Genomic DNA, 19,875 nt, shown 5'->3' on the forward strand with positions numbered 1-19,875 from the left:
AACGCTCAGCAATTGCTGACATAACGGCCTCCGCGCTGCAGGTAGGCTTTGTTGCTGAACAGGATGGCGTGATCCACATTGCTCAACTCGTGTTGCTCAATCAGACCAGCGAGCTGATTCAGAACCCGTTCGCGACTGACGCCGTGAATCATGCAGAACAGGTTGTAGGGCCAGTCTGGCAGGCGTCTTGGGCGCTGGTAACAGAGGGTGACACAAGCGTCGGCTGCCATGGCATTGCCGAGCGTCGAAACCCGATCGTCCGGTACGTTCCAGACCACCATGGCGTTGGCGCGATAGCCCAGGGTGCGGTGCTTGACCACCAGCCCCAAGCGTTTGATCAGCCCCTGCTGTTGCCACTGGCTGACAGCGTTCATAACCTGTTGTTCGGACAGCCCGGTGCGCTCGGCCAGGGTCTGATAGGGGCGAGGTGTCAGGGGCAGGCCGTTTTCCAGCTGCTCGCGCAACCTCAGCAGGCCCCAGGCACTCATGGATTCGGTATCAAACAGATAACTGTAGTTCGGGCCGGTGGCAGGCAGGTTCATGGTAATGCCTCCCAGTCGATGTCAAAGCCCAGGTCGATATGGTAACCCTCGACCATTGGCAGTCTCAGCATTGGCAGCTTCAACTGGTGTTCCAGCTCGTCCAGCCGTTCCTCCAGAGTGTCTTCATCCGGAGCGGTCATCACGAACCAGAGGTTGTAGGTGTGCTCCCGGGCGTAGTTATGATTCACGCCCGGGGCACGGTTGATCCGGGCCGCCACCAGATCCATCTGTTCTTCTGGCGCGGCCACGGCAGCCAGCAGGCTGGCGCCCGCCTGACTGTGTTCAAACACCGGGCCGACCCGGCTGAGCACCTGCTGTTCCTGCAGGGCAGACAGCCTCTGGATAACCTCTTCCTCGGTCAGGCCCAGTGTCCGGGCCATTTCCTCGTAGGGGCGTTCGCAGACCGGCAGGTTACGCTGGTAACTGTCGATCAGTTGTCTGTCTGCCGCATCCAGTCTCATCAGGTTGCTCCTCCGGGCCGGGGCCGGGATCAGTACACGTCGTGCTGGGTGTTGTAAGTGTTGAACTTACCGGTCGGGGTGACCATGTAGTCGCCCTTGATCACCTTCTTCAGCTTGCGTGTCTTGTCGTCGACCACAACGATGGCGGATTTCTTGTCCTGGGTGTTCCAGACAGAGAACCACACTTCATCGCCCGCCTTGTTGTATTCCGGCTGAACCACACGCTTGGGACCTTCGCCCAGCTCGGCCCACTCGGCAATTGGCAGCACGTCATAGCCGGCATCGAAGTTGTTGATGTCGAAGACGGCAACGCTCTGGCTTACGGCTTCCGCCGGGTTCAGGGCGGTGTCTACCCACAGGTTCTTGGACTTCGGATGGGTCTTCACGAACAGTGAGCCGCCACCCTGGCCATCCACCGTGCGAACCACCTTCCAGGCTTTGTCCGGGTGGCCTTCCGGGTCGGTACCGATCATCTGGATGGTCTGATCACCCAGGTGAGAGGTCGCCCAGACCGGACCATGCTCGGGGTCAACAAAGTTGGCGCCACGTCCCGGATGCGGAATCTTGCCAACATCAACAATCGCCTCCAGGTTTCGATCCTGAGCATCCACAACCGCAATCTTGTTGGAGTTGTTGGCCGCCGTCAGGAAGTAACGCATGCTGGCATCCCAGCCGCCATCGTGCAGGTATTCCGCGGCATCAATGGAGGTGATGTTCATGTTCTCCATGTCTTCGTAGTTCACCAGCATGATCTTGCCGGTTTCTTTCACGTTGACGATGAATTCCGGATGGGCGTGGGAGGCGACAATGGCAGCCACCCGTGGCTCAGGATGGTATTCCTGGGTGCTCACGGTCATACCCCGGGTGCTCACGATCTTCTTGGGCTCCAGGGTATCGCCGTCCATGATCACGAACTGCGGCGGCCAGTAGGTGCCGGCAATGGCGAGCTTGTCTTCCCAGCCCTTGTACTTGGAGGTTTCGACAGAGCGCGCTTCCATGCCGACCTTGATCTTGGCGACGGTCTGCGGTTCTTCCATCCACAGATCGATCATATTGATCAGGGCGTCACGACCGATAACCAGCACGTAGCGGCCGGAAGCCGACATCCGTGAGATGTGCACCGCGTAGCCGGTGTCGATGATCTTCACGACTTCCTTGGAATCACCGTCAATCAGGGCAATCTGGCCTGCATCACGCAGGGTGACGCTGAACAGGTTTTCCAGGTCCAGATCGTTCATCTGTTTCTTGGGGCGATCCTCAGGTGGCACGATCACTTCCCAGGTTTCCTTCATGTCAGCCAGGCTGAATTCGGGAGGCTGTGGCGGTTCGTGCATGATGTACTTGGCCATCAGTTCCACGGTTTCTTCATCGAAGTCACCGGACGTCAGCCAGTTCGGCATACCGGCCGGGGAGCCGTAACTGATAAACGCCTTGAGGTAGTCGATACCGCGCTCCTGGGTGATATCCGGAGTCAGCGGTTTACCGGTGGCGCCTTTACGCAGAACGCCGTGACAGCCGGCGCAACGCTGGAAGTAGATCTGCTTCGCTTTCTCGAATTCTGCATCGGTCAGATCGGGTGCGCCGGGGGAGCGAACGATTTTGGCAGATTCCGCATCTACCGCACTGGGGGTGCCTTCATAGGCCATGGTGGACTTGTCAGGGTCTTTCGGGGCGGCCTGTGCGTTCATTACGCCCAACGACGTAATGGCCACTGCCAGTGCCAGCGGCTTGATCATCAGTTTGGTTACTCTCATCAGGTTCTCTCCTTGGGTTCAAGAGTACTCCTAGGTTTCTCTTGTTATGGCTTATGAACCTTGATTAATGTCAGAAAGCCGCAGGTTTTCAAGAGAGTACCTCGCAGGTGGTAGGCGGCGTATGCCCAAAGATCACTGGATACCTGCAACAAATTTAATCAATATCAAGGTCATGAAATTGTTGGGATTGCAGCATGGCTGTGATCCTTCAGGAGAGCGCTGATGAAACGGTCCGCACTGGGCGTTTGCTGGCAAGTGGGTATATTGGCTACCGCCCTGATGCTGTCGGCAGGCGCTGTTGCCGGGGCACCGGAAACCGAGGCAGAGCTTGCCAATTTTGTCATTCAGGATTGTGGTTCCTGCCATGGTCTGAAACTGAAAGGCGGCCTCGGCCCGCCCTTACGGCCTGAGGATATCGAAACCCTGCCAGAGGCAGCCATTGCCGCCATCATTCGGGAGGGCGTTCCCGGTACGGCCATGCCACCCTGGAAAGCTCTGCTGAGCGACCAGGAAATTGCCTGGATCAGCAGGCAGCTGAAATCCGGCGCCTTGATTGCTCCCGAAGTCGATTCTTCCCGAAGCCGATAACCGAAGGACCCACGATGAAACGTCTGTTTGCACCGATTGCACTGATCATCGCCGCCACCGTGACCACCGGCTGCCAATCCCTGTCGGCACCTCCGCCTGTTGAGCTTCGCGGCACAGGTGACCTGGGTTTGATCATCGAACGGGCCACTGGCTCGGTATTGGTGGTGGACCACTCCGAACACGAAATCCTGGGCCGGGTAGAAGGGCTGGGAGATTTGTCTCACGCTTCAGTGGTGTACTCGCGGGATGCCCGATACGGTTATGTCTTTGGTCGTGATGGCGGGCTCACCAAAGTCGACCTGCTCACCCGCACGGTAACTGACCGGGTGATCCAGTCCGGTAACAGCATCGGCGGAGCGATCTCACAGGACGGTCGTTACGTGGCGGTATCCAACTACGAGCCCGGCGGCGTGAACATTTTCGACAGTGAGACCCTGGATACCGTGGCGGAAATCCCGGCGTTTTACACCAACGCCCAGGGCGAGAAGGATCAGTCCAAGACGGTGGGCCTGGTGGATGCCCCGGGCAACCAGTTTGTGTTCAGCCTGTTCGAGGCCGGTGAAATCTGGACCGTGGATATGTACAGCAATCCGCCCGGCATATCCCGCCATGAGGCCGGCAAAGAACCCTACGACGCCCTTATCACTCCCGATGGCCGCTTCTACATTGCCGGTTTGTTCGGGGAAGACGGCTTGTCGATGGTGGATCTGTGGGAGCCGGCACAGGGCGCACAGACCATTCTGCCGGGTTACGGCAAGGGTGAGCAGCGCCTGCCTGTGTACAAGATGCCGCATCTGGAGGGCTGGGCCATCGCCGACGGTTATGCCTTTGTGCCGGCCGTCGGTCGCCACGAAGTGTTGGTGGCGGAGATGGAAGACTGGAGCATGGTGCAGCGCATTCCGGTGCAGGGCCAGCCGGTGTTTGTGATGGCCAGTCCGGACAACCGCCAGATCTGGGTCAGCTTTGCCCACCCGAAGAACGATGTGGTGCAGGTGATTGATTCCCGCACCCGGGAAATCATTCGCACCCTGGAGCCGGGCAAGTCCGTACTGCACATGGAATTCACCCCGCGTGGTGAGGAAGTATGGGTCTCTTCCCGGGACAGTGATCGGGTGACCATCTATAACACCCGTACTCTTGAAGAGGTGGCTACCCTGCCGGCGCGGAAGCCATCCGGAATCTTCTTTACCAACCGGGCGCATCAGCTGGGTCTTTGAGATGAAACCAGCGATCGGCACCTGGCTGTTTCTGATGCTGGCCAGTAACGCAGGCGCGGCTCAGGAGTATGGTTCCGTGCGGGTTGAGGTGATGACGGAGGCGCGCTCAACCACGGTCGCCAGTTATCGGTTGCAGCGCTATCTCAAGGCCCGGGACTGTGAGGCCGAGCTGCTGTTCAATCGGGCCGGCGACAGTGACCTGGTTTACCGGCCCGATGGTTCTGATAACCGGCGTGTGCTGGACGCCGTCAATGCCTTTGGCAACTACCCCGTTCCGGTCTGGGTAACCCGTAAAACTGCTGGGGTGCGGTCGCTGGAAGAACTGGACGACCGGGATGTGTCTTTGGTCGCTGGAAGCGATCCGGTATCCGGTCGTCTGGCTTTGCGAGCTTTGGCCTCGGTGGGTGTAACCCCGAAACCGGGCCAGCGATACGAAGCGGGGGATTTCAACTCGGCCCTGGGTTTGTTGCTGCACAACAACACCCATGCGTCGGTCTCTGAACTTGGGCTGGTTACGCCGTTTCTGGAATCCCAGGGCCTGGCCATCACCTGGCAGGGCGAGCCGGTCCGTGGTGCTGGCTGGTATGCCAACGGTAAAACAGACAGCGCGAATCCTGAATTGCAGCCGTGTCTGAAGGCGTTGCTGCAGCTGAAGCGCAGCGACGATCGCCAGATATTCAATCTTTTTCCGGAATGGGTGCACGGCTTTGCCACACCCGATTCCCAGCCTTAAAAGGAAGCTGTTTATGACCTTCTACCAACCCGCCGGCAACGAAGTCGAACTGTTCACCGCCGCTGCCGACAACGGCCTGCCGGTACTGATCAAAGGCCCCACCGGCTGTGGCAAAACCCGCTTTGTCCGCTACATGGCGGAAAAACTAGGTCGACCGGTCTACACCGTGGCCTGCCACGACGACCTTACCGCCTCTGACCTGGTTGGCCGCCACCTGATCGGCCCCGACGGCACCTACTGGCAGGACGGCCCCCTGACCCGGGCGGTACGGGAAGGCGGAATCTGCTACCTTGATGAGGTGGTGGAAGCACGAAAGGATACCACGGTGGTACTGCACCCGCTGGCGGACGACCGCCGGGAGTTACCCATCGAGCGCACCGGAGAGCTGCTGAAAGCCGCCCCCGGATTCATGCTGGTGGTGTCCTACAATCCGGGTTACCAGAGCCTGCTGAAGGGCATGAAGCCCAGTACCCGGCAGCGGTTCGTCTCCATGAGCTTCGATTACCCGACGCCGGATGTGGAGCAGACCATCGTGCAGGAGGAGTCCGGTTGCGATGCCGACCTGGCGAAGCAGCTGGTGGGGCTGGCAACCTCGCTGCGCAAGCTCAAAGATCACGATCTGGAGGAAGCAGCGTCGACTCGCCTGCTGATTCACACCGCATACCTGATCGCATCCGGTATGCCCCACATCGAGGCCTGCCGGGCCGGGATGATTGAGCCGCTGTCGGATGATGCGGTGACTGTGAATGCACTGATGGAGGTGGTGTATGCCGTATTCGGGCAGTCCGAAGACTGAACCGCCCGGGGCGATTGCTCCGGTTATCTGGTATTTGCTGAACCTGCTGGCGTTGCCAATTATCGGCTTCGTTGTGTTACTGACGATTGCCATGAAATCCGGTGATGCGCATGCGTTGCGGCGGGCCCATAGCAAGGCGGCGGTTTATATGTCGATACTGGGAGCTATGCTGATCAGTTCGGGGGTTGCTGTTTGCTGGCTCATCTACGGCAACACCGGGTTATTCTGGACCTATGCCATTGTCTGGGCTGTCGTTCTGCACACGTCGTTCGTACTCTGGGGGATGATTGCTCTGGCGCAGGCTATTGGCAACAAGCCGCCTATGTTTCCGCGGCGATTGTTGTAACTTGAGGTTTGGTGCAAGGCAGGGTCGGGTAGGTCCTTCCAAAAAACGCTCCTTGCGGCACATCCATGTGGCGCTTCTGTTCCGCCATCCATGGCTCCACAAATTTTTGGAAGGACCTACCCGACCCCGCCGTTCGATCCTTCTCACGGGATTCCGCGGCGCGTGCTATTAGCCTGCCAGGTGAATTCCTGCCAGAACCGAGACAACGACAACCGCCCAGCCCTGAGCTGCCATACGCCAGCCCCAGGGGGCATGTTTCATTTCCATAAAGTGATCAACGAGTAAAACCGCTTTTACGATCACCAGCCCAAACACCAGCCAGACCAAAACCGACATGTCCGCACCGGCCTGCAAGGCCAAAACTGGCGTCATCGTACAGATCATCAGCGCGATATAGACCACTAGCATCAGAAAGTCTCCTCAGGCCAGGACATAGAGCATCGGGAACAGCACCAGCCACACCAGGTCGACCATGTGCCAGTAGGAGGCGCCGGACTCCATGCCGTTCATGTCGTCGCCGTTGTAGTCGCCTTTTTTCACCTTTACCGCCAGCACCACGAGGATGATCTGGCCCAGCACCACGTGCATGAAGTGGAAGAACGTCAGGAAGAAATAGAACATGAAGAAGGTGTCGGTGCCCAGGTTGTAGCCGTTGGCGTAGAGGTCCGCGTATTCGTAGAGCTTGCCGAAGGTGTAAATGGACGACGCCGCGATGGCGGCCCAGAGCAGGGCGGTTGTGCCGGTTTTCCGGTTGCGCAGGCGATGAACGGACAGGGCGACCAGGTAGCTGGCGGTGATCAGGCCAACGGTGTTGATCAGTCCGGTCCAGGGATGTAGGGCCTCCTTGCCGGCGGAGAAGGTGGCCGGGTCCAGGCTTCGGGCCACGCCATAGCCGATAAACAGAATGCCGAACACGGCCAGTTCCGCAAAGATGAAAAACCATACCGCGATGTCGCCGGGCAGGTGCCGCCTGTGGGCGGCTTGTACGTCAGCCATGACAGTCTCCGTTAACGGGTCAGGTTCATGTACAGCTTGGGTAGCTGGCCGGGCAGTTGGGTCGGGTCTTTGATGACCACGAAGTTGCTGCTGCCGAACACGTAGGGCAGGTATTCGTTGGCTTCTTCGTCGATGGTCACGCAGAACGGGGTCAGCCCGGCCTTGTGGGCTTCCTGCACGGCCATGCGGGTGTCTTCCACGCCGTAGCGACCTTCGTACAGGTCCAGGTCGTTGGGTTTGCCGTCGGTCAGCAGAAGTAAGATTTTCTGGTGCTCTGGCCGGGTCTGTAGCAGTTTTATGGACTGACGGATGGCGGCGCCCATACGGGTGTAGTAGCCCGGTTCCAGGGCCTGGATACGGCCTCTTGTGGTGTCGTTGTATGGCTCGTCGAAACTCTTGATGTGGTGGAAGCGAATGTGGTCCCGCCGCCTGGAGGAGAAGGCAAACAGGGCGAACGGATCGCGGCTGGCGGTGAGAGCTTCGCTCAGCAGTTGCAGGCCGTCCCGGGCGATGTCGATCACCCGCTGGTGGTTATTGATGTAGGTATCGGTCGACAGCGAAATATCCGTAAGCACCAGGCAGGCGAGGTCCCGCTGGTTCTGCTTGCACTGGCGGAACAGCTTCTGATCCACTTCGCCAATGCCGCGTTTGTGCTGCACCATGCGTTCCAGGCATGCGTCCAGGTCCAGCTCTTCCCCTTCCAGCTGCCGGCGTTCCCACTGGCGCAGAGGTTTCAGCGCACTGAACTGGCGACGCAGGGTCCTGGCGGAGCGATTCAGGTGCTCTGGCAGCGGCGACGGCGTGGCGTCTTTGCTGAGCAGTGGCTGCAGGCAGCAGAATTTTGCCCGGTAATCCTGGCGGCGCCAGTCCCATTCCGGCAGATGAATGCCCGGGCCCAAATGCAGGTCGTCATTTTCTTCCGAGGGCAGGTCCAGGTCGAACTTGATTGCGGAGGAGGCTTCGCGCCGGTCCTGGGACACGGAGATCATGTCCATGTCGTCCGCCACGGCATCGGCGTCTTCCTCTTCGCTGTCGTCGCCGGCGCGGTCGATGGGAATGAATTCAGACCAGGAAAACAGGCTTTCCAGCCGGAACAGCATCAGCCCCTGGTCTTTATCGAAAGCATCCACCCGTTCGGCGCGGCGGCGTTTGCGTTTTTTGGCCAGGCCGCCGGATTTGGACATGGTGTTGTCGTCGCCAATGATCTGGCCTTTGAGTTTGCCCCGGCCCAGTACCGGATACAGCCAGAGCACCACCGGCCAGGGGTCGGTCAGGGCTTCTGGCAGGTCGTCTACGCTGCCCGGGTGAATCAGGGCCTGGCGAATGGCGGCCTCGCGCCTGGCTTCGTTGCCACGAAGGCTGTCTGGTTCCGGACGCCATTGCAGCGTGTGTTTTACCAGCCGCTGGTACATGGGCTCCAGGCCCGGCCAGCGGCTCAGCAGTTCCTGCACCATGGCCTGATTGCCTTGCAGCCAGCTGTGGTGGTGAATTTCGCCGAGCGACGCGAGGGCTGCCAGCCACAGGTACAGCTCCCGGTTCACCTTGCGGGACGGGAACAGGGCCAGTCTGTCTGGCAGGCGCAGGCTTTCTTCATCGCGCCAGGCCAGTTCAAATTTGCGGTGGGTGCCGGCCAGCTTTTGCAGGAATCGCCGGCGAATCTGGAAATGCCGGGGCTCAGCAGTCACCAGACTCAGAGCAGGGTCTCCGCCCATGGCCCGGAACATGACACCGAGTGTGCGGGCTTCGTCTTTCAGATGCACGGCATACTCGGGGAATTCGCCCATGGCCTGGCGGGTTACGTAGTCGTGCCATTTCAGTCCGACCCACTCTTCCATCTCGTGTCCTCGTCGTTCAGGCCCGTGATTGTCGCGGGGTGGATTCCACCTGGCGCACGGGAATCAGCACCGTCTGTTTGCCAGGTTCGCCGGGCTCCCAGGTCAGCAGGGAGCCTTCGGGGTTGTCTTTCTGTACTTCCCGGCAGGCGCTCACGCACTGCAGGCACTGGGTACAGCTGAATTTCGCCCGCTTATGGCTGCGGGTGGGCAGGCGCATGGGACAGGCTTCGTCGCAGGCTTTGGTACAGTCCCGGCACGCGGCAGCGCGTTTGGTATCGAAGGTAACCACCCGGCCCTTGCCGTTGGTCATCCAGGCGATGCTTTGTACCAGCCCCACGGCGCAGCCATATTTGCAGAACAGGTGCCGGGCAAACAGGAAATCGAAGGTAAAAACAGCGGTTGCTACCGCCAGGAAAATGCCGGGATACAGCCCAAGCTGGCCTGTCACCAGATCGGTATACAGGGCCATCGGTGGCAGCAGATATGAAAGTAATGCCAGGGCCCAGGAAAAACCGATCAGGGCGCACACCAGAGTAAGGCCGGCCCAGTGAATGGCCTTGCCTGTGCTGCCTTTTTTCAGGGCTTCCCAGAGGGTTGGGCGGCCGGTAATGCGGGTCATCAGGTCGTTGATGGTTTCTACCACGGAGAAGTGGGGGCACAGCCAGCCGCAATACAGGCGGCCCCACCTGAAGGCAATCCACAGAACCAGAGGCACCAGCACCAGAATGGGCAAGACAAACCAGAACAGGATCTGGCCAGCCACCTCGGCGGGAGTGCTCTGGGCGACCCAGTCCAGATTCAGGTTAAACGACAGGGGAAAGCCCAGCAGTATGAAGCGGGTTTCGGTCAGGTCGTAACGGAAAATATTGAGTACGGGCGCAAGCAAAAACAGCAGGAAGAAGGCGCTGCGGGTAATCAGGCGCTTCTGCTGGAGGGTGTCTTTCGGGTTGACGGCTTGCGCATGCACAGAGGTTGTCCAGGGTTTCGGGAATGTGCCGGGGCCCGAAGGCCCCGGCGATCAGACTTTATCAGGCGTCTGCCGTGGCAGGACCACGGACTTCCTCAGCCGGGCTGGCTTCGCCCTTGATGAAGAAGCTACCGAAGTACACCACCAGACCGGCCATGAAGAAGGCACCGGCGACAAATCGCATCCAGTAGAAAAGGGCGATCTGATCCTGGCCTGCCATGAAGGACAGCGCTTCACCGCTTTCCGGAAGACGCTGCAGCCAAACCTGCAGGACGCCGGCAGCGGTCAGGAACAGGGTGATGAACACCATGGAGATGGTCATCAGCCAGAAGCCCCACATTTCCACAATCTGGGCGGTATTGCTGTTGCCGTAGGGGCGACCGCGCATGATTGGCATGGCGTAGGAAATGATGGTCAGTACAATCATTACGTAGGCGCCATAGAAGGCCATGTGGCCGTGGGCTGCGGTAATCTGGCTACCATGGGTGTACCAGTTCACCGGAGCCAGAGTGTGCAGGAAGCCCCACACGCCAGCGCCCAGGAATGCCATGACGGTTGTACCCATGGCCCACAGCATGGCGGCCTTGTTCGGGTGGTTGCGTCGGCGACGGTTGATCATGTTGAAGGCGAAGACCACCATCATGAAGAACGGAAGCGGTTCCAGTGCAGAGAACACAGAACCCAGCCAGAGCCAGTACTCGGGCGGCCCGATCCAGAAGAAGTGGTGGCCGGTACCGATGATGCCGGTAATCAGCGCCATGGCGATGATCACGTACAGCCACTTCTCGATCACCTCGCGGTCTACACCGGTGAGCTTGATCAACACATAGGCCAGGATGGCACCCATGATCAGTTCCCACACGCCTTCTACCCACAGGTGTACCACAAACCACCAGAAGTACTTGTCGGTGGCCAGGTTACCGGGGTTGTAGAAGGAGAACAGCCACAATACGGCCAGGCCTACCAGACCGGTGATCAGTACGATGTTGACCACGGTCTTGCGACCTTTCAGGGCGGTCATGGAAATGTTGTACAGAAAGGCCACCACAACCACGGCGATGCCGATCTTGGTTATCGTAGGTTGCTCCAGGAACTCCCGGCCCATGGTGGGTAGCAACTTGTTCATGGTGACTTCTGCCAAGGTGGCGTAGTCCACAAACAGGTAGCCCAGGATGGTCAGCGTGCCAGCTGCCGCGAACACCCAGAACAGAATCCACGCCAGCAGGGGGCTGTGCAGTTCGGTCTGGGCTTCTTCCGGAACCATGTAGTAGGTGGCGCCCATGAAGCCGAAGAGCAGCCAGACAATCAGCAGGTTGGTATGCACCATCCGCGCAACGTTGAAAGGAATTTCCGGAAACAGGAAATCACCGACAACGTACTGGAGACCCAGAATCAGGCCGAACACAATCTGGCCGGCAAACAGAATCAGGGCAAAGATGAAGTAGGGCATGGCGACCCTTTGAGATTCGTATTTCATATCTGCTCCCTTACCCCTCGATGTTGGGTGGCCAACCGTTGTCGTCGATCTTGGATGTCCACTCCAGGAAAGCGGCCAGGTCTTCGATCTCGGAATCGCTCAGATTGAAGTTCGGCATCTGGCGCCGGCCCGGAATATTCGTGGGCATGGCGTTCATCCAGGCTTTCATGTATGCCTTGAAGACCTCAGTATCACCGCCGCCACGGCGGTCAAACACGTTGGCCAGTTCGGGAGCGAAGTAAGCGCCTTCGCCCATGATGGAATGACAACCGACACAGTTGTTCTCTTCCCACAGATGTTTGCCGCGCACCACCTGTTCGGTGAGCTCGTCGCGGTTATCCCGCTCGGGCATAGCACGCAGCTGAGTGTCAAAAGTCAGGGCCAGGAACAGCAGGACGAAGAAGGCACTTCCTCCCAGATATATGTTCCTGGCCATGCTTTTGGTAAAGCGCTCGGCCATTGGTCTCTCTCCTTGGTTGTTACGAATACCTGACTGCCCCACTAGGATATAAAGATGCATCCCTAATGCTATTGATGATTATCAAAGATGATCCCGGGTTTCTCTATTGCGCTGGGGAGTTACCTCTTGATGGGTAGGTGGTAGACTGCCCCGCTGGTTGTATTTTCAAGGTTTTACGCCCGGAGAGATCATGTCTGCCGCCCTGGCCCTGCTGCTTAAACTTCTTCCGCTTTATGTCACCGTTGCACTGGGTTGGATAGCGGGTCGGTTCCTGGAAGCCAGTGGCCGACATATAGCCGGCATCATGCTCTACATCGTCACACCGTCAGTGGTGTTTTCCGGCGTAATGGCGGCGCCGCTGAGCCCTGAGGTGATTCTGCTCCCCTTCCTTGTTTTCGGAACGTCATCGGTACTGGGGCTGGTTCAGTTGAAACTGGCCAAAAAGGCGCTGTCCGATGGCAGTGCAAACATAATTCCCCTGTGCGTAGGCTCGGGTAACACCGGTTACTTCGGGGTGCCAGTCGCATTGCTTTTGTTCGGGGAAGAGGGGCTGGGGCTTTATATTGTCTGTATGCTGGGTACGACGCTTTTTGAGAATTCCGTTGGCTTCTATCTTGCCGCAAGGGGCCGGTACAGCATCAAGGATGCACTGTGGCGGGTGCTTAAGCTGCCTTCGGTGTATGCCTTTCTGGCAGCGGTGGTCCTGAATCTGGCCGGGATAGGCATTCCGGATATTTTCGTGCCGCTGTTTGATAACCTGCGAGGTGCCTACAGCATTCTAGGTATGATGATTATCGGCATGGGCATTACAAGCTTCCGGGGGTTGGCCGGCAACCCTCGGTTCACGGCGCTGGCATTTTTCGGCAAGTTTGTGATCTGGCCATTGGTGGCTATTGTGTTCTGGTGGGTGGATTCAGCGCTTCTGGGAATCTACGAGCCGGCGGTGCATCAGGCCATTTTCCTGATTTCCATCACACCGATTGCCGCCAATACCGTGGTGATTGCGACTTTGCTGGAGGCCTCACCCAGGCAGGCAGCGGGTACTACGTTGCTCAGTACCTTGTTTGCCCTCGGTTTTATTCCAGTGATGATTGCTTTGGCGTTCGGCGCCGGATAAAGCCGGCTCCGGCAATCGGCAGTCCGGAAGCGAAACCCAGTGCATGGGCCTCCCAGATTACCGGCCCTCCAATCAGGGCCGTGGTCTCGGAACGGTCCAGTCCAACGCCTTCCAATACAAGTTTCACGGACAGTGCTGCAAGCAGTGTGATGGAAAACCAGCGATCCGTTTTCAGCCCTCTCATTGCCAGAATTGCGGCCAGGCCGTGGATACAGCCGGAGAATCCTCGATAGCTGGCCAGGTCTGGCCGGAGCGACAATAGCCCCAGGGAGATCGCTGCGGCCATCAGCAGTGTGATCCAGAGTAACCTGTCGGCAGGCAGGAAGCGTGGGAACAGAAGAGCGAGAATGAGCACGCCTGCCAGATTCAACAGGAGATGGTTCACGTTCAGGTGAACCAGGTGACCTGTAAACAAGCGCCACCACTGTCCGGATGTGATTGTGTCCGTTTGCCACTGCAACAATTGCGGTGGAAGAAAAAATGAAAATACAAGCACCATGCATAACAAGAGTGCCGACCTGTTAACTACTCGAACCCTCATGCGGGACATGTCTCTCATAAATGCAGATTGTTACTGGTTCGGGCTGGTCTCGCCCTGCCAAGCCTATTAGTTTGCGCGAATTCCAATTGCCTTAACAGAAAAGGATTCGCCCGTGAGACGTTTGCTGTACCTTTTCCCGATACTGGTTCATGTCTGGCTGTTGTTGTTCTCAATTCATGCCAGCGCTTCGGAGTCACTGGATTTGTGGATAGATGGCCAGGATTACGAAGTTGAGCTGTAAGCCAACAATCGGCTGGTCTCAGCCCTGGGGGCGCACCAGGCACTCGCCTCGGGCCGCCACTTCCAGGGTAAGGTGGCGGTCGACCCGGACAGCTGGGTAAGGGTGTCTCGCCTGCAGAATGGCTGGGAAGGTATGGCCTACCTGTTTGGGCGTATGCATGTGATTGGTGGCCGGCAGGACAGTCAGCAGTTGGTCACTAAGAGCTTTGGGTTTGATGTCGCTCCCAGCTGCGGTGTTGACCATGTACACAGCAGTGCCGTTATTGCTCCTGATCGTGTTCTTACGCCAATGATGGCGCAGGCGGTGTCTGCGAGCTACGACAGCCTCTGCGACAGCCGGGTAGAAGGAGCCTGCCTGCTGCTGGAGCTGGAGGTGGTGTTCGATCTCGAATTCCAGCAACGTTTCCCCGATGATTTCCAGGACCGGGCCGTCAGTATTCTGAATCTGGTGGAAGGGTTCTATTTCGAGCAGTTTGGTATTGGCCTGGACACCCTGAGTCTAACTTTCCTGAAGACGAATACCTTCACTACATCCACTTCAGCGAATGATCTGCTGGATGATGTACAGACACAGGTGGCCGGCGGTAATCTTCCGTTTCAGCAGAATCGGCGCGCCTTGTTGCATCTGGTGAGCGGAAGGGATTTTGATGGAAGCACGGCCGGGCTGGCCTGGGTGGGCACTCTGTGTGATGGCAACGGTTACGGTACCGGCGTCACCAATGCGTTTGACTCCAACGTGCTGACCGCCGTCGTCGTTGCCCATGAGCTCGGTCATAATTTCGGTGCCAATCATGATGAGCAGCAGAACAGCTGTTCGACCGGATTCATCATGAGCCCCTGGGCAAACCCGGATGCGACCCGGTTTTCGTCGTGTTCTGAAACCAATCTGATCAATACCATTAACCAGCAACCGGCGCTGGAACAGTGTTTCAATTTTCCGGCCGATACCATGCTCACGGCGGTAACCACAAATCCTGAGAGGATACCGGGACAGAGCCAGTTCCAGGCCTTTTTTGATATTGGCTATCAGAGCGCTTCCGAAAATGCAGATCGATTGGAAGTCACGGGCGAACTGACGGGCACAGACACCCGGCTGGAGATGGTCACCGTTGACAGTGTGCCTTGCGAGATCTCATCCCGGTCCTATAGCTGTTCCGATCTTATCCCCGATGCTCAGGGACACCAGCTCGCGATTCAGGCATATTCAGGTACCGAAGCCAATCTGACCCTGAATCAACGGGTCTCCCTGATCAGCTTGAGTGGTGAAGTACTGGATTTGCAGCCGGCCAACAATACGCTGGAAAGCCGTTTTGAGGTCGCGCCCACCGCGGTTGCGGCTCCTGGTGACCTGGTGGTGACACCGGAGGCCCGGAGTGCGTTTCTGCAATGGCAACCAAGCGAGACCACAGAAGCTGGCTATGTTGTGCAACGTATGGCCCCTGGCGAGACCGCCTATTCCGACCTGTCTGTGACCTTGTCTGCGGGCACGAATCAGTACCGCGATGCGTCTTTGATCGCGACTGGTGAGTATGCCTATCGCGTGGTGGCCGTGCTGGAGGGCGTGCGTTCATTGCCCGGCAATTCAGCGAGCATAAGCTGGAACAACGCCCCTGTTGCTCCCGAGGGGCTGACCGCTGTGGCCGAGGCGGGCCGTGTGCTGCTGGCCTGGACCGAGAATGCTGGTCCTCAGACCGGATATCGGATTGAACGCCGCCGTACAGGAACTGAATATACCCCGTGGCAGTTGCTGGCAACGGCTCCTCACGGTACCGAGAGCTATGTCGATGAGACACCGGTGGCGGGATATACCTACGAATACCGACTGGTTGCTATCAACGGTGGTCAGTTTGCCAGCAGTGAGACGGTTCCGGCAATCATGCCGGAGCTCGAGGAAACCTCGACCGACGAAGACCAGGGTGGCGATTCATCCGGTGGCGGTGGCAGCCTGGGCGCGGGGTGGTTGCTGGTTGCTCTGACGGCCGTGATCGTTGGAAGGAGGCGGTGGTGGAACGTCAGATAACCTGCACAGGCCTGGTGCTGGTGGTGTCATTGCTGGCGGCGGGTTGCGCCGGCGCCGGCAAAGACAATACCCCGGTGCTGGATTTTCAACAGGCTCAGGCCGTTTGGCAAGCCCATGGTATCGACAGTTACGAGGTTACGGTGTGGCAAACCTGTTTCTGCCCGCCCGACCTGCTCCAGCCCATGCGAGTGACTGTGCGCGAGGGAACGGTGATCGATGTTGAAGGTTTGGAACAGCCGATCAACCATCCGGATATTCTGGACCCCAGGCGCCTGACCATTGATGGTTTGTTGGGTGTTATTGATAAAGCCCGGCACAGTGCAGAAACCCTGGTCGCTGAGTACGATCAACGCTATGGGTTCCCGGTACGGCTGGAAGTGGACGGTAGCCCATTCATCGCAGACGATGAATTCTCCTACCGTCTATCGGATTTCCAGCCTTTCTGAGAGACTCAGGTCTCGCTGACCTGCAATTGTGCGTCACGCTTCGCGTCGTTGATATCGGCGCGGGCATGGCGAACCACGCTAACTCCGGCGGTGACGGCCAGCGTACCCATGATGGCTGCGACGATCAGATCTGGCCAGGCACTGCCGGTGCCGAACACGCCCAGTGCGGCGGCCATAACGGCCATATTGCCGATAGCGTCGTTGCGGCTGCAAAGCCAGACCGAGCGCATGTCTGAGTCACCGTCCCGGAACCGGAACAGCATCACGGCAACAAAGACATTGGCGGCAAGCGCCAGCAGCCCCACCATGCCCATGGTCAGTGGTTCGGGCGTGATGCCGCTTTGCAGTACCCAGACGGCCCGGCCCCAGACCACCAGTCCGAACACGGCCATGGTCAGACCTTTTACCATCGCCGCCCGCCCGCGCCAGAGCATCCCCATTCCCAGAACGCTCAGAGAAAGCAGATAGTTGGCGCTGTCGCCAAAGAAATCGATGGCATCGGCCATCAGGGAAACGGACCCGGATTGCAGGCTGGCGAAGCCTTCCACCAGAAACATCACCAGATTCACCCACAGCGCCAGCCAAAGCGCTTTTCGGAACCCCGGAGCGGGAGTTTTGGGTTCAGGTGCAGAACAGGAACACGCCATAGAGACCTCCAATGTTTAAGTGTCTCCATTAAAAACCCTGTATTTGCTACAGGGTCAACACCTGCTAATCATGATGGCCTGATCCATGAGTGCCTGGTACATGGTTATCCGATGCGGTGGGTTCCGGGATGGTGGCCAATTCGTCGCTGAGCCCGCCCAGAATCCCACATTCCCTGATGGTCCGCGGGTCTGAACAGGCGTTCTGTAGGTTGACCAGCATCTGTTCCAGGCTTTTCAGTTCGTTGAGCCTGGCCCGCACATGTGACAGGTGTCGAGCCAGCAGGGCATTGACGTCTGAGCAATCGGCGGTGGGTTTTTCAGCCAGCCGGATGAGTTCACGAATTTCGTCCTGGGCCATGTCCAGATTGCGGCAGCGCCGGATGAACAGGAGGCGGTCGAGGTGTTCCTGACGATAATAGCGATATCCGTTTTCGCCGCGCTCTGGCTTGGCCATCAGCCCGATTTTTTCAAAATAACGGATAGTTTCTACCGGAACACCGGCCTGCCGGGACAACTCTCCAATTTTCATGATGTATTCCCTTGAATGCCTGACATCGGTCAAGTCTCAGCCCGAAGACGATACTGTCACTATGGTACAGTGGCGCGGTGATTTCATGGAATGAGGAGGCTACTGTGCTGGATCGCCTGCAACACCGACTGGGCTTGCAGACAATACCCGGAGTGTTCTTTAGCTCAGCTGCTATTGCCGCGCTGTTTGTGGCTTTGGCGATTCCTTTTGACCAGGCTGTGGCCAGCAGTTTCGGGCAGTTGACCGGATGGGTGGCCCGTAACCTGGGCTGGTTCTATATCCTGGCGGTGTCTTCGCTTCTGATTTTTCTTCTTGGTCTGGCGCTCAGTCGCTACGGCAGCATTCGCCTTGGGGCGGATGACAGTCGGCCGGACTACTCGAATCTCACCTGGTTCACCATGCTGTTTGCTGCTGGCATTGGCACTATCCTCATGTTCTGGGGGGTGGCTGAGCCGGTGTCCCACTTTGCCAATCCGCCATTCGATGGTGTGCAGGGCGGCACCGAGCAGGCCGCTACCGACGCCATGACCATTGCCCTCTATCATTTCGGCCTTCACACCTGGACCATCTTTGCCATGCCGGGGCTGGCCATTGGCTATTTCTCCTATCGCCACAGCCTTCCCATGCGTATCAGCAGCCTGTTCTACCCGATTCTTGGTGAGCGCACCTTTGGTCCATGGGGCTGGGCGGTGGACGTTATCGCGGTGTTGGGCACGCTGTTCGGGGTGGCGACGTCGCTCGGGCTGGGCACGTTGCAGCTGAACAGTGGACTGAATTACCTGTTCGGTGTTCCTTCCGCGGGCTGGGTTCAGGTTCTGCTGATTACGGTTATTGCCAGCATTGCAGCGACCTCGGTAGCGCTAGGTCTGGACAAAGGGGTGCGGCGGCTGTCCCAGGTGAATATTCTGCTGGCGATTGTGTTGCTGCTGTTTGTATTTGCTCTGGGCCCTACCGTGTTTATTGCCGAAGGTATGGTTCAGAGCGTGGGTGATTATTTTGATGCCTTGCCCTGGCTGGCGTTCTGGACAGAAACCTTTCGCGAGTCGGACTGGCAACGCAACTGGACGTTGTTCTACTGGGCCTGGACGATTTCCTGGGCGCCCTATGTGGGTATTTTCATTGCCCGGATTTCCCGAGGGCGAACCATTCGGGAGTTCGTAGCCGGCGTACTGTTTGCGCCAACCGCGTTTACGCTGGTGTGGTTCGGCATCTTTGGTCTCTCTGCCATCAACGTTGAGATGAATGGCCTGGTGGCACTGGCGGATCAGGTGCAGAGGGATCCGTCGGTGGCCATCTTTGCATTTCTTGATGTTTTTCCGCTGGCGGAGGCGGCTTCTGCTCTGAGTGTGGTCATTATTGTCATTTTCTTTACCACGTCATCGGACTCCGCCTCCCTGGTGATTGATATGCTGACACGCAGGGACGACCAGCCTTCGCTCATTCGCCAACGGATTTTCTGGGCGGCGGCCCAAGGGGTAATTGCGGCCACTCTGTTGCTTGCCGGCGGGCTGGATGCTCTGCAGAACGTGATCACTTCACTTGGTTTACCGTTCTGTATTCTGCTGGTTTTTATGGCGGTGTCCCTCTATCGCGCCCTGCACGCCGATTATCGCGGCTACAGTGTGGATGAGCTGGTGCGAGGCCGCGCCTTCCCGGAAGTGGAAGCCGATTCTGAACCCAAACAGGAGAAAGGTTATGTACCGGAAGCTGCTGATCGCGATTGATCCGAAAGACGACGGGGAGGGCAAGCGTGCACTGGAAGCGGCCCTGAAGCTTCTGGAGGAGGGTGGCGAGTTGCACCTGGCCAGTGTCTTCAACCCGGGTGGCAGCGGTTTCTTTCCTCACGTCACCGAAGAAGCACCGGAAGACAAAGAAGAACAGGTGCGGCACCACCTGGATCTGCTGGCCCGGAAATACCTGCCCCTGAACCGGGAGGCGATCCTGCACGTGGTGGCCGGTTCGGCCGGTGAGAAACTGGTGGCACTGGCCGGCCAGCTGTGTGCAGACCTGATGATTCTGGTCTCCCGTGGCGGCGGCAGCCACTGGCCGTTACGCAAGGCAACGGTGGAGTATGTGTCGGTCAATGCCCCTTGTTCGGTGCTGGTGCTTCCCAGTATGGAGAAAAACGAGAGCGACGGACCTGTAGAGAGCGAGTAAGGTCCT

General features: G+C 58.3%; 23 protein-coding genes. 11 read left to right on the forward strand and 12 right to left on the reverse strand.

Annotated elements, in window-relative coordinates; translation table 11 throughout:
• Positions 1–5: 5 nt before the first annotated feature.
• From QPL98_RS10415 to QPL98_RS10425, 3 genes are read right to left on the reverse strand one after another with little or no spacing between them, the layout of a single operon-like run.
• The gene (locus QPL98_RS10415; RefSeq protein WP_222533915.1) at positions 6–542 is read right to left on the reverse strand and encodes an Lrp/AsnC family transcriptional regulator; all 537 of its coding nucleotides are present in this window, start codon (positions 540–542) and stop codon (positions 6–8) included.
• Entirely contained in the window at positions 539–1,003 is a 465-nt protein-coding gene (locus QPL98_RS10420) for an AsnC family transcriptional regulator (RefSeq protein ID WP_011786568.1), read from the reverse strand. Before QPL98_RS10420 ends, QPL98_RS10415 begins: the two co-directional genes overlap by 4 nt.
• A 29-nt stretch (positions 1,004–1,032) precedes the next feature.
• A complete protein-coding gene (locus QPL98_RS10425; protein WP_011786567.1) occupies positions 1,033–2,757 on the reverse strand; it encodes a nitrite reductase in 1,725 nt (574 codons plus the stop codon).
• Between the two features lie 222 nt (positions 2,758–2,979).
• Here QPL98_RS10425 and QPL98_RS10430 point away from each other — a divergent pair, with 222 nt between their 5' ends.
• Genes QPL98_RS10430 through QPL98_RS10450 form a run of 5 tightly spaced genes read left to right on the forward strand, consistent with a single transcriptional unit; the run spans position 2,980 to position 6,437 of the window.
• Positions 2,980–3,345, forward strand: a complete 366-nt coding sequence (locus tag QPL98_RS10430; RefSeq protein WP_114434502.1) for a cytochrome c — start codon at positions 2,980–2,982, stop codon at positions 3,343–3,345.
• A 14-nt stretch (positions 3,346–3,359) separates the two neighbouring features.
• A complete protein-coding gene (locus QPL98_RS10435) occupies positions 3,360–4,562 on the forward strand; it encodes a cytochrome D1 domain-containing protein (protein ID WP_303293210.1) in 1,203 nt (400 codons plus the stop codon).
• Between the two features lies 1 nt (position 4,563).
• Entirely contained in the window at positions 4,564–5,295 is a 732-nt protein-coding gene (locus QPL98_RS10440) for a hypothetical protein (RefSeq protein ID WP_303293211.1), read from the forward strand.
• Between the two features lie 13 nt (positions 5,296–5,308).
• Positions 5,309–6,091, forward strand: coding sequence for a CbbQ/NirQ/NorQ/GpvN family protein (locus QPL98_RS10445; RefSeq protein WP_153740637.1), 783 nt, complete (start codon positions 5,309–5,311; stop codon positions 6,089–6,091).
• The gene (locus QPL98_RS10450) at positions 6,063–6,437 is read left to right on the forward strand and encodes a hypothetical protein (RefSeq protein ID WP_278350460.1); all 375 of its coding nucleotides are present in this window, start codon (positions 6,063–6,065) and stop codon (positions 6,435–6,437) included. The genes QPL98_RS10445 and QPL98_RS10450 overlap by 29 nt, the downstream gene beginning before the upstream one ends.
• A gap of 168 nt (positions 6,438–6,605) precedes the next feature.
• Here QPL98_RS10450 and QPL98_RS10455 read toward each other — a convergent pair whose 3' ends face one another.
• The 6 genes from QPL98_RS10455 to QPL98_RS10480 form a co-directional block, all read right to left on the reverse strand.
• On the reverse strand, positions 6,606–6,845 hold the full coding sequence (locus QPL98_RS10455; RefSeq protein WP_011786561.1) for a cytochrome C oxidase subunit IV family protein: 240 nt from the start codon (positions 6,843–6,845) through the stop codon (positions 6,606–6,608).
• Positions 6,846–6,857: 12 nt separating this feature from the next.
• On the reverse strand, positions 6,858–7,433 hold the full coding sequence (locus QPL98_RS10460; RefSeq protein WP_153740639.1) for a cytochrome c oxidase subunit 3: 576 nt from the start codon (positions 7,431–7,433) through the stop codon (positions 6,858–6,860).
• Between the two features lie 11 nt (positions 7,434–7,444).
• Positions 7,445–9,268, reverse strand: a complete 1,824-nt coding sequence (locus QPL98_RS10465) for a nitric oxide reductase activation protein NorD (RefSeq protein WP_153740640.1) — start codon at positions 9,266–9,268, stop codon at positions 7,445–7,447.
• Positions 9,269–9,284: 16 nt separating this feature from the next.
• A complete protein-coding gene (locus QPL98_RS10470) occupies positions 9,285–10,235 on the reverse strand; it encodes a 4Fe-4S binding protein (protein ID WP_153740641.1) in 951 nt (316 codons plus the stop codon).
• Between the two features lie 61 nt (positions 10,236–10,296).
• The gene (locus QPL98_RS10475) at positions 10,297–11,712 is read right to left on the reverse strand and encodes a cbb3-type cytochrome c oxidase subunit I (protein WP_153740642.1); all 1,416 of its coding nucleotides are present in this window, start codon (positions 11,710–11,712) and stop codon (positions 10,297–10,299) included.
• A gap of 10 nt (positions 11,713–11,722) precedes the next feature.
• A complete protein-coding gene (locus QPL98_RS10480) occupies positions 11,723–12,172 on the reverse strand; it encodes a cytochrome c (protein ID WP_011786556.1) in 450 nt (149 codons plus the stop codon).
• Positions 12,173–12,362: 190 nt separating this feature from the next.
• On the opposite strand from QPL98_RS10480, the gene QPL98_RS10485 reads away from it, so the two are divergent.
• Positions 12,363–13,289, forward strand: coding sequence for an AEC family transporter (locus QPL98_RS10485; protein ID WP_011786555.1), 927 nt, complete (start codon positions 12,363–12,365; stop codon positions 13,287–13,289).
• On the opposite strand, the gene rrtA is transcribed toward QPL98_RS10485, so the two are convergent.
• Entirely contained in the window at positions 13,249–13,848 is a 600-nt protein-coding gene (rrtA, locus tag QPL98_RS10490) for a rhombosortase (protein ID WP_368389048.1), read from the reverse strand. The genes QPL98_RS10485 and rrtA overlap by 41 nt on opposite strands.
• A gap of 94 nt (positions 13,849–13,942) precedes the next feature.
• Between rrtA and QPL98_RS10495 the strand changes: the two genes are divergently transcribed.
• The 3 genes from QPL98_RS10495 to QPL98_RS10505 all read left to right on the forward strand — a co-directional run bounded on the left by QPL98_RS10495 (position 13,943) and on the right by QPL98_RS10505 (position 16,536).
• A complete protein-coding gene (locus QPL98_RS10495) occupies positions 13,943–14,071 on the forward strand; it encodes a hypothetical protein (RefSeq protein WP_022990834.1) in 129 nt (42 codons plus the stop codon).
• Between the two features lie 102 nt (positions 14,072–14,173).
• A complete protein-coding gene (locus tag QPL98_RS10500; protein ID WP_303293213.1) occupies positions 14,174–16,090 on the forward strand; it encodes a M12 family metallo-peptidase in 1,917 nt (638 codons plus the stop codon).
• The gene (locus QPL98_RS10505) at positions 16,075–16,536 is read left to right on the forward strand and encodes a DUF6174 domain-containing protein (protein WP_011786552.1); all 462 of its coding nucleotides are present in this window, start codon (positions 16,075–16,077) and stop codon (positions 16,534–16,536) included. Before QPL98_RS10500 ends, QPL98_RS10505 begins: the two co-directional genes overlap by 16 nt.
• 5 nt (positions 16,537–16,541) lie before the next feature.
• Here the strand turns inward: QPL98_RS10505 and QPL98_RS10510 are convergent, their stop codons facing one another.
• Positions 16,542–17,183: a cation transporter gene (locus QPL98_RS10510; protein WP_011786551.1), complete on the reverse strand. Its 642-nt coding sequence runs from the start codon at positions 17,181–17,183 to the stop codon at positions 16,542–16,544.
• Between the two features lie 64 nt (positions 17,184–17,247).
• Positions 17,248–17,712 (reverse strand): Cd(II)/Pb(II)-responsive transcriptional regulator, encoded by a 465-nt coding sequence (cadR, locus tag QPL98_RS10515; protein ID WP_011786550.1) that lies wholly within the window; start codon positions 17,710–17,712, stop codon positions 17,248–17,250.
• Between the two features lie 104 nt (positions 17,713–17,816).
• Here cadR and QPL98_RS10520 point away from each other — a divergent pair, with 104 nt between their 5' ends.
• Both QPL98_RS10520 and QPL98_RS10525 read left to right on the forward strand, forming a co-directional pair.
• Positions 17,817–19,436 (forward strand): BCCT family transporter, encoded by a 1,620-nt coding sequence (locus QPL98_RS10520; RefSeq protein WP_113880292.1) that lies wholly within the window; start codon positions 17,817–17,819, stop codon positions 19,434–19,436.
• Positions 19,408–19,869, forward strand: a complete 462-nt coding sequence (locus QPL98_RS10525) for a universal stress protein (protein ID WP_011786548.1) — start codon at positions 19,408–19,410, stop codon at positions 19,867–19,869. Before QPL98_RS10520 ends, QPL98_RS10525 begins: the two co-directional genes overlap by 29 nt.
• Positions 19,870–19,875 lie beyond the last annotated feature (6 nt).

The sequence above is a fragment of the Marinobacter sp. ST-43 genome (assembly GCF_030541085.1).
Taxonomy (GTDB): Bacteria; Pseudomonadota; Gammaproteobacteria; order Pseudomonadales; family Oleiphilaceae; genus Marinobacter; species Marinobacter nauticus.

Coding starts and splice junctions, on each gene's coding strand:
- QPL98_RS10485 (WP_011786555.1), top strand. CDS start 12,363: ATGTCTGCCGCCCTGGCCCTGCTGCTTAAACTTCTTCCGCTTTATGTC.
- QPL98_RS10475 (WP_153740642.1), bottom strand. CDS start 11,712: ATGAAATACGAATCTCAAAGGGTCGCCATGCCCTACTTCATCTTTGCC.
- rrtA (WP_368389048.1), bottom strand. CDS start 13,848: ATGAGAGACATGTCCCGCATGAGGGTTCGAGTAGTTAACAGGTCGGCA.
- QPL98_RS10430 (WP_114434502.1), top strand. CDS start 2,980: ATGAAACGGTCCGCACTGGGCGTTTGCTGGCAAGTGGGTATATTGGCT.
- cadR (WP_011786550.1), bottom strand. CDS start 17,712: ATGAAAATTGGAGAGTTGTCCCGGCAGGCCGGTGTTCCGGTAGAAACT.
- QPL98_RS10460 (WP_153740639.1), bottom strand. CDS start 7,433: ATGGCTGACGTACAAGCCGCCCACAGGCGGCACCTGCCCGGCGACATC.
- QPL98_RS10465 (WP_153740640.1), bottom strand. CDS start 9,268: ATGGAAGAGTGGGTCGGACTGAAATGGCACGACTACGTAACCCGCCAG.
- QPL98_RS10415 (WP_222533915.1), bottom strand. CDS start 542: ATGAACCTGCCTGCCACCGGCCCGAACTACAGTTATCTGTTTGATACC.
- QPL98_RS10450 (WP_278350460.1), top strand. CDS start 6,063: ATGCCGTATTCGGGCAGTCCGAAGACTGAACCGCCCGGGGCGATTGCT.
- QPL98_RS10525 (WP_011786548.1), top strand. CDS start 19,408: ATGTACCGGAAGCTGCTGATCGCGATTGATCCGAAAGACGACGGGGAG.
- QPL98_RS10445 (WP_153740637.1), top strand. CDS start 5,309: ATGACCTTCTACCAACCCGCCGGCAACGAAGTCGAACTGTTCACCGCC.
- QPL98_RS10420 (WP_011786568.1), bottom strand. CDS start 1,003: ATGAGACTGGATGCGGCAGACAGACAACTGATCGACAGTTACCAGCGT.
- QPL98_RS10440 (WP_303293211.1), top strand. CDS start 4,564: ATGAAACCAGCGATCGGCACCTGGCTGTTTCTGATGCTGGCCAGTAAC.
- QPL98_RS10455 (WP_011786561.1), bottom strand. CDS start 6,845: ATGCTAGTGGTCTATATCGCGCTGATGATCTGTACGATGACGCCAGTT.
- QPL98_RS10480 (WP_011786556.1), bottom strand. CDS start 12,172: ATGGCCGAGCGCTTTACCAAAAGCATGGCCAGGAACATATATCTGGGA.
- QPL98_RS10435 (WP_303293210.1), top strand. CDS start 3,360: ATGAAACGTCTGTTTGCACCGATTGCACTGATCATCGCCGCCACCGTG.
- QPL98_RS10425 (WP_011786567.1), bottom strand. CDS start 2,757: ATGAGAGTAACCAAACTGATGATCAAGCCGCTGGCACTGGCAGTGGCC.
- QPL98_RS10510 (WP_011786551.1), bottom strand. CDS start 17,183: ATGGCGTGTTCCTGTTCTGCACCTGAACCCAAAACTCCCGCTCCGGGG.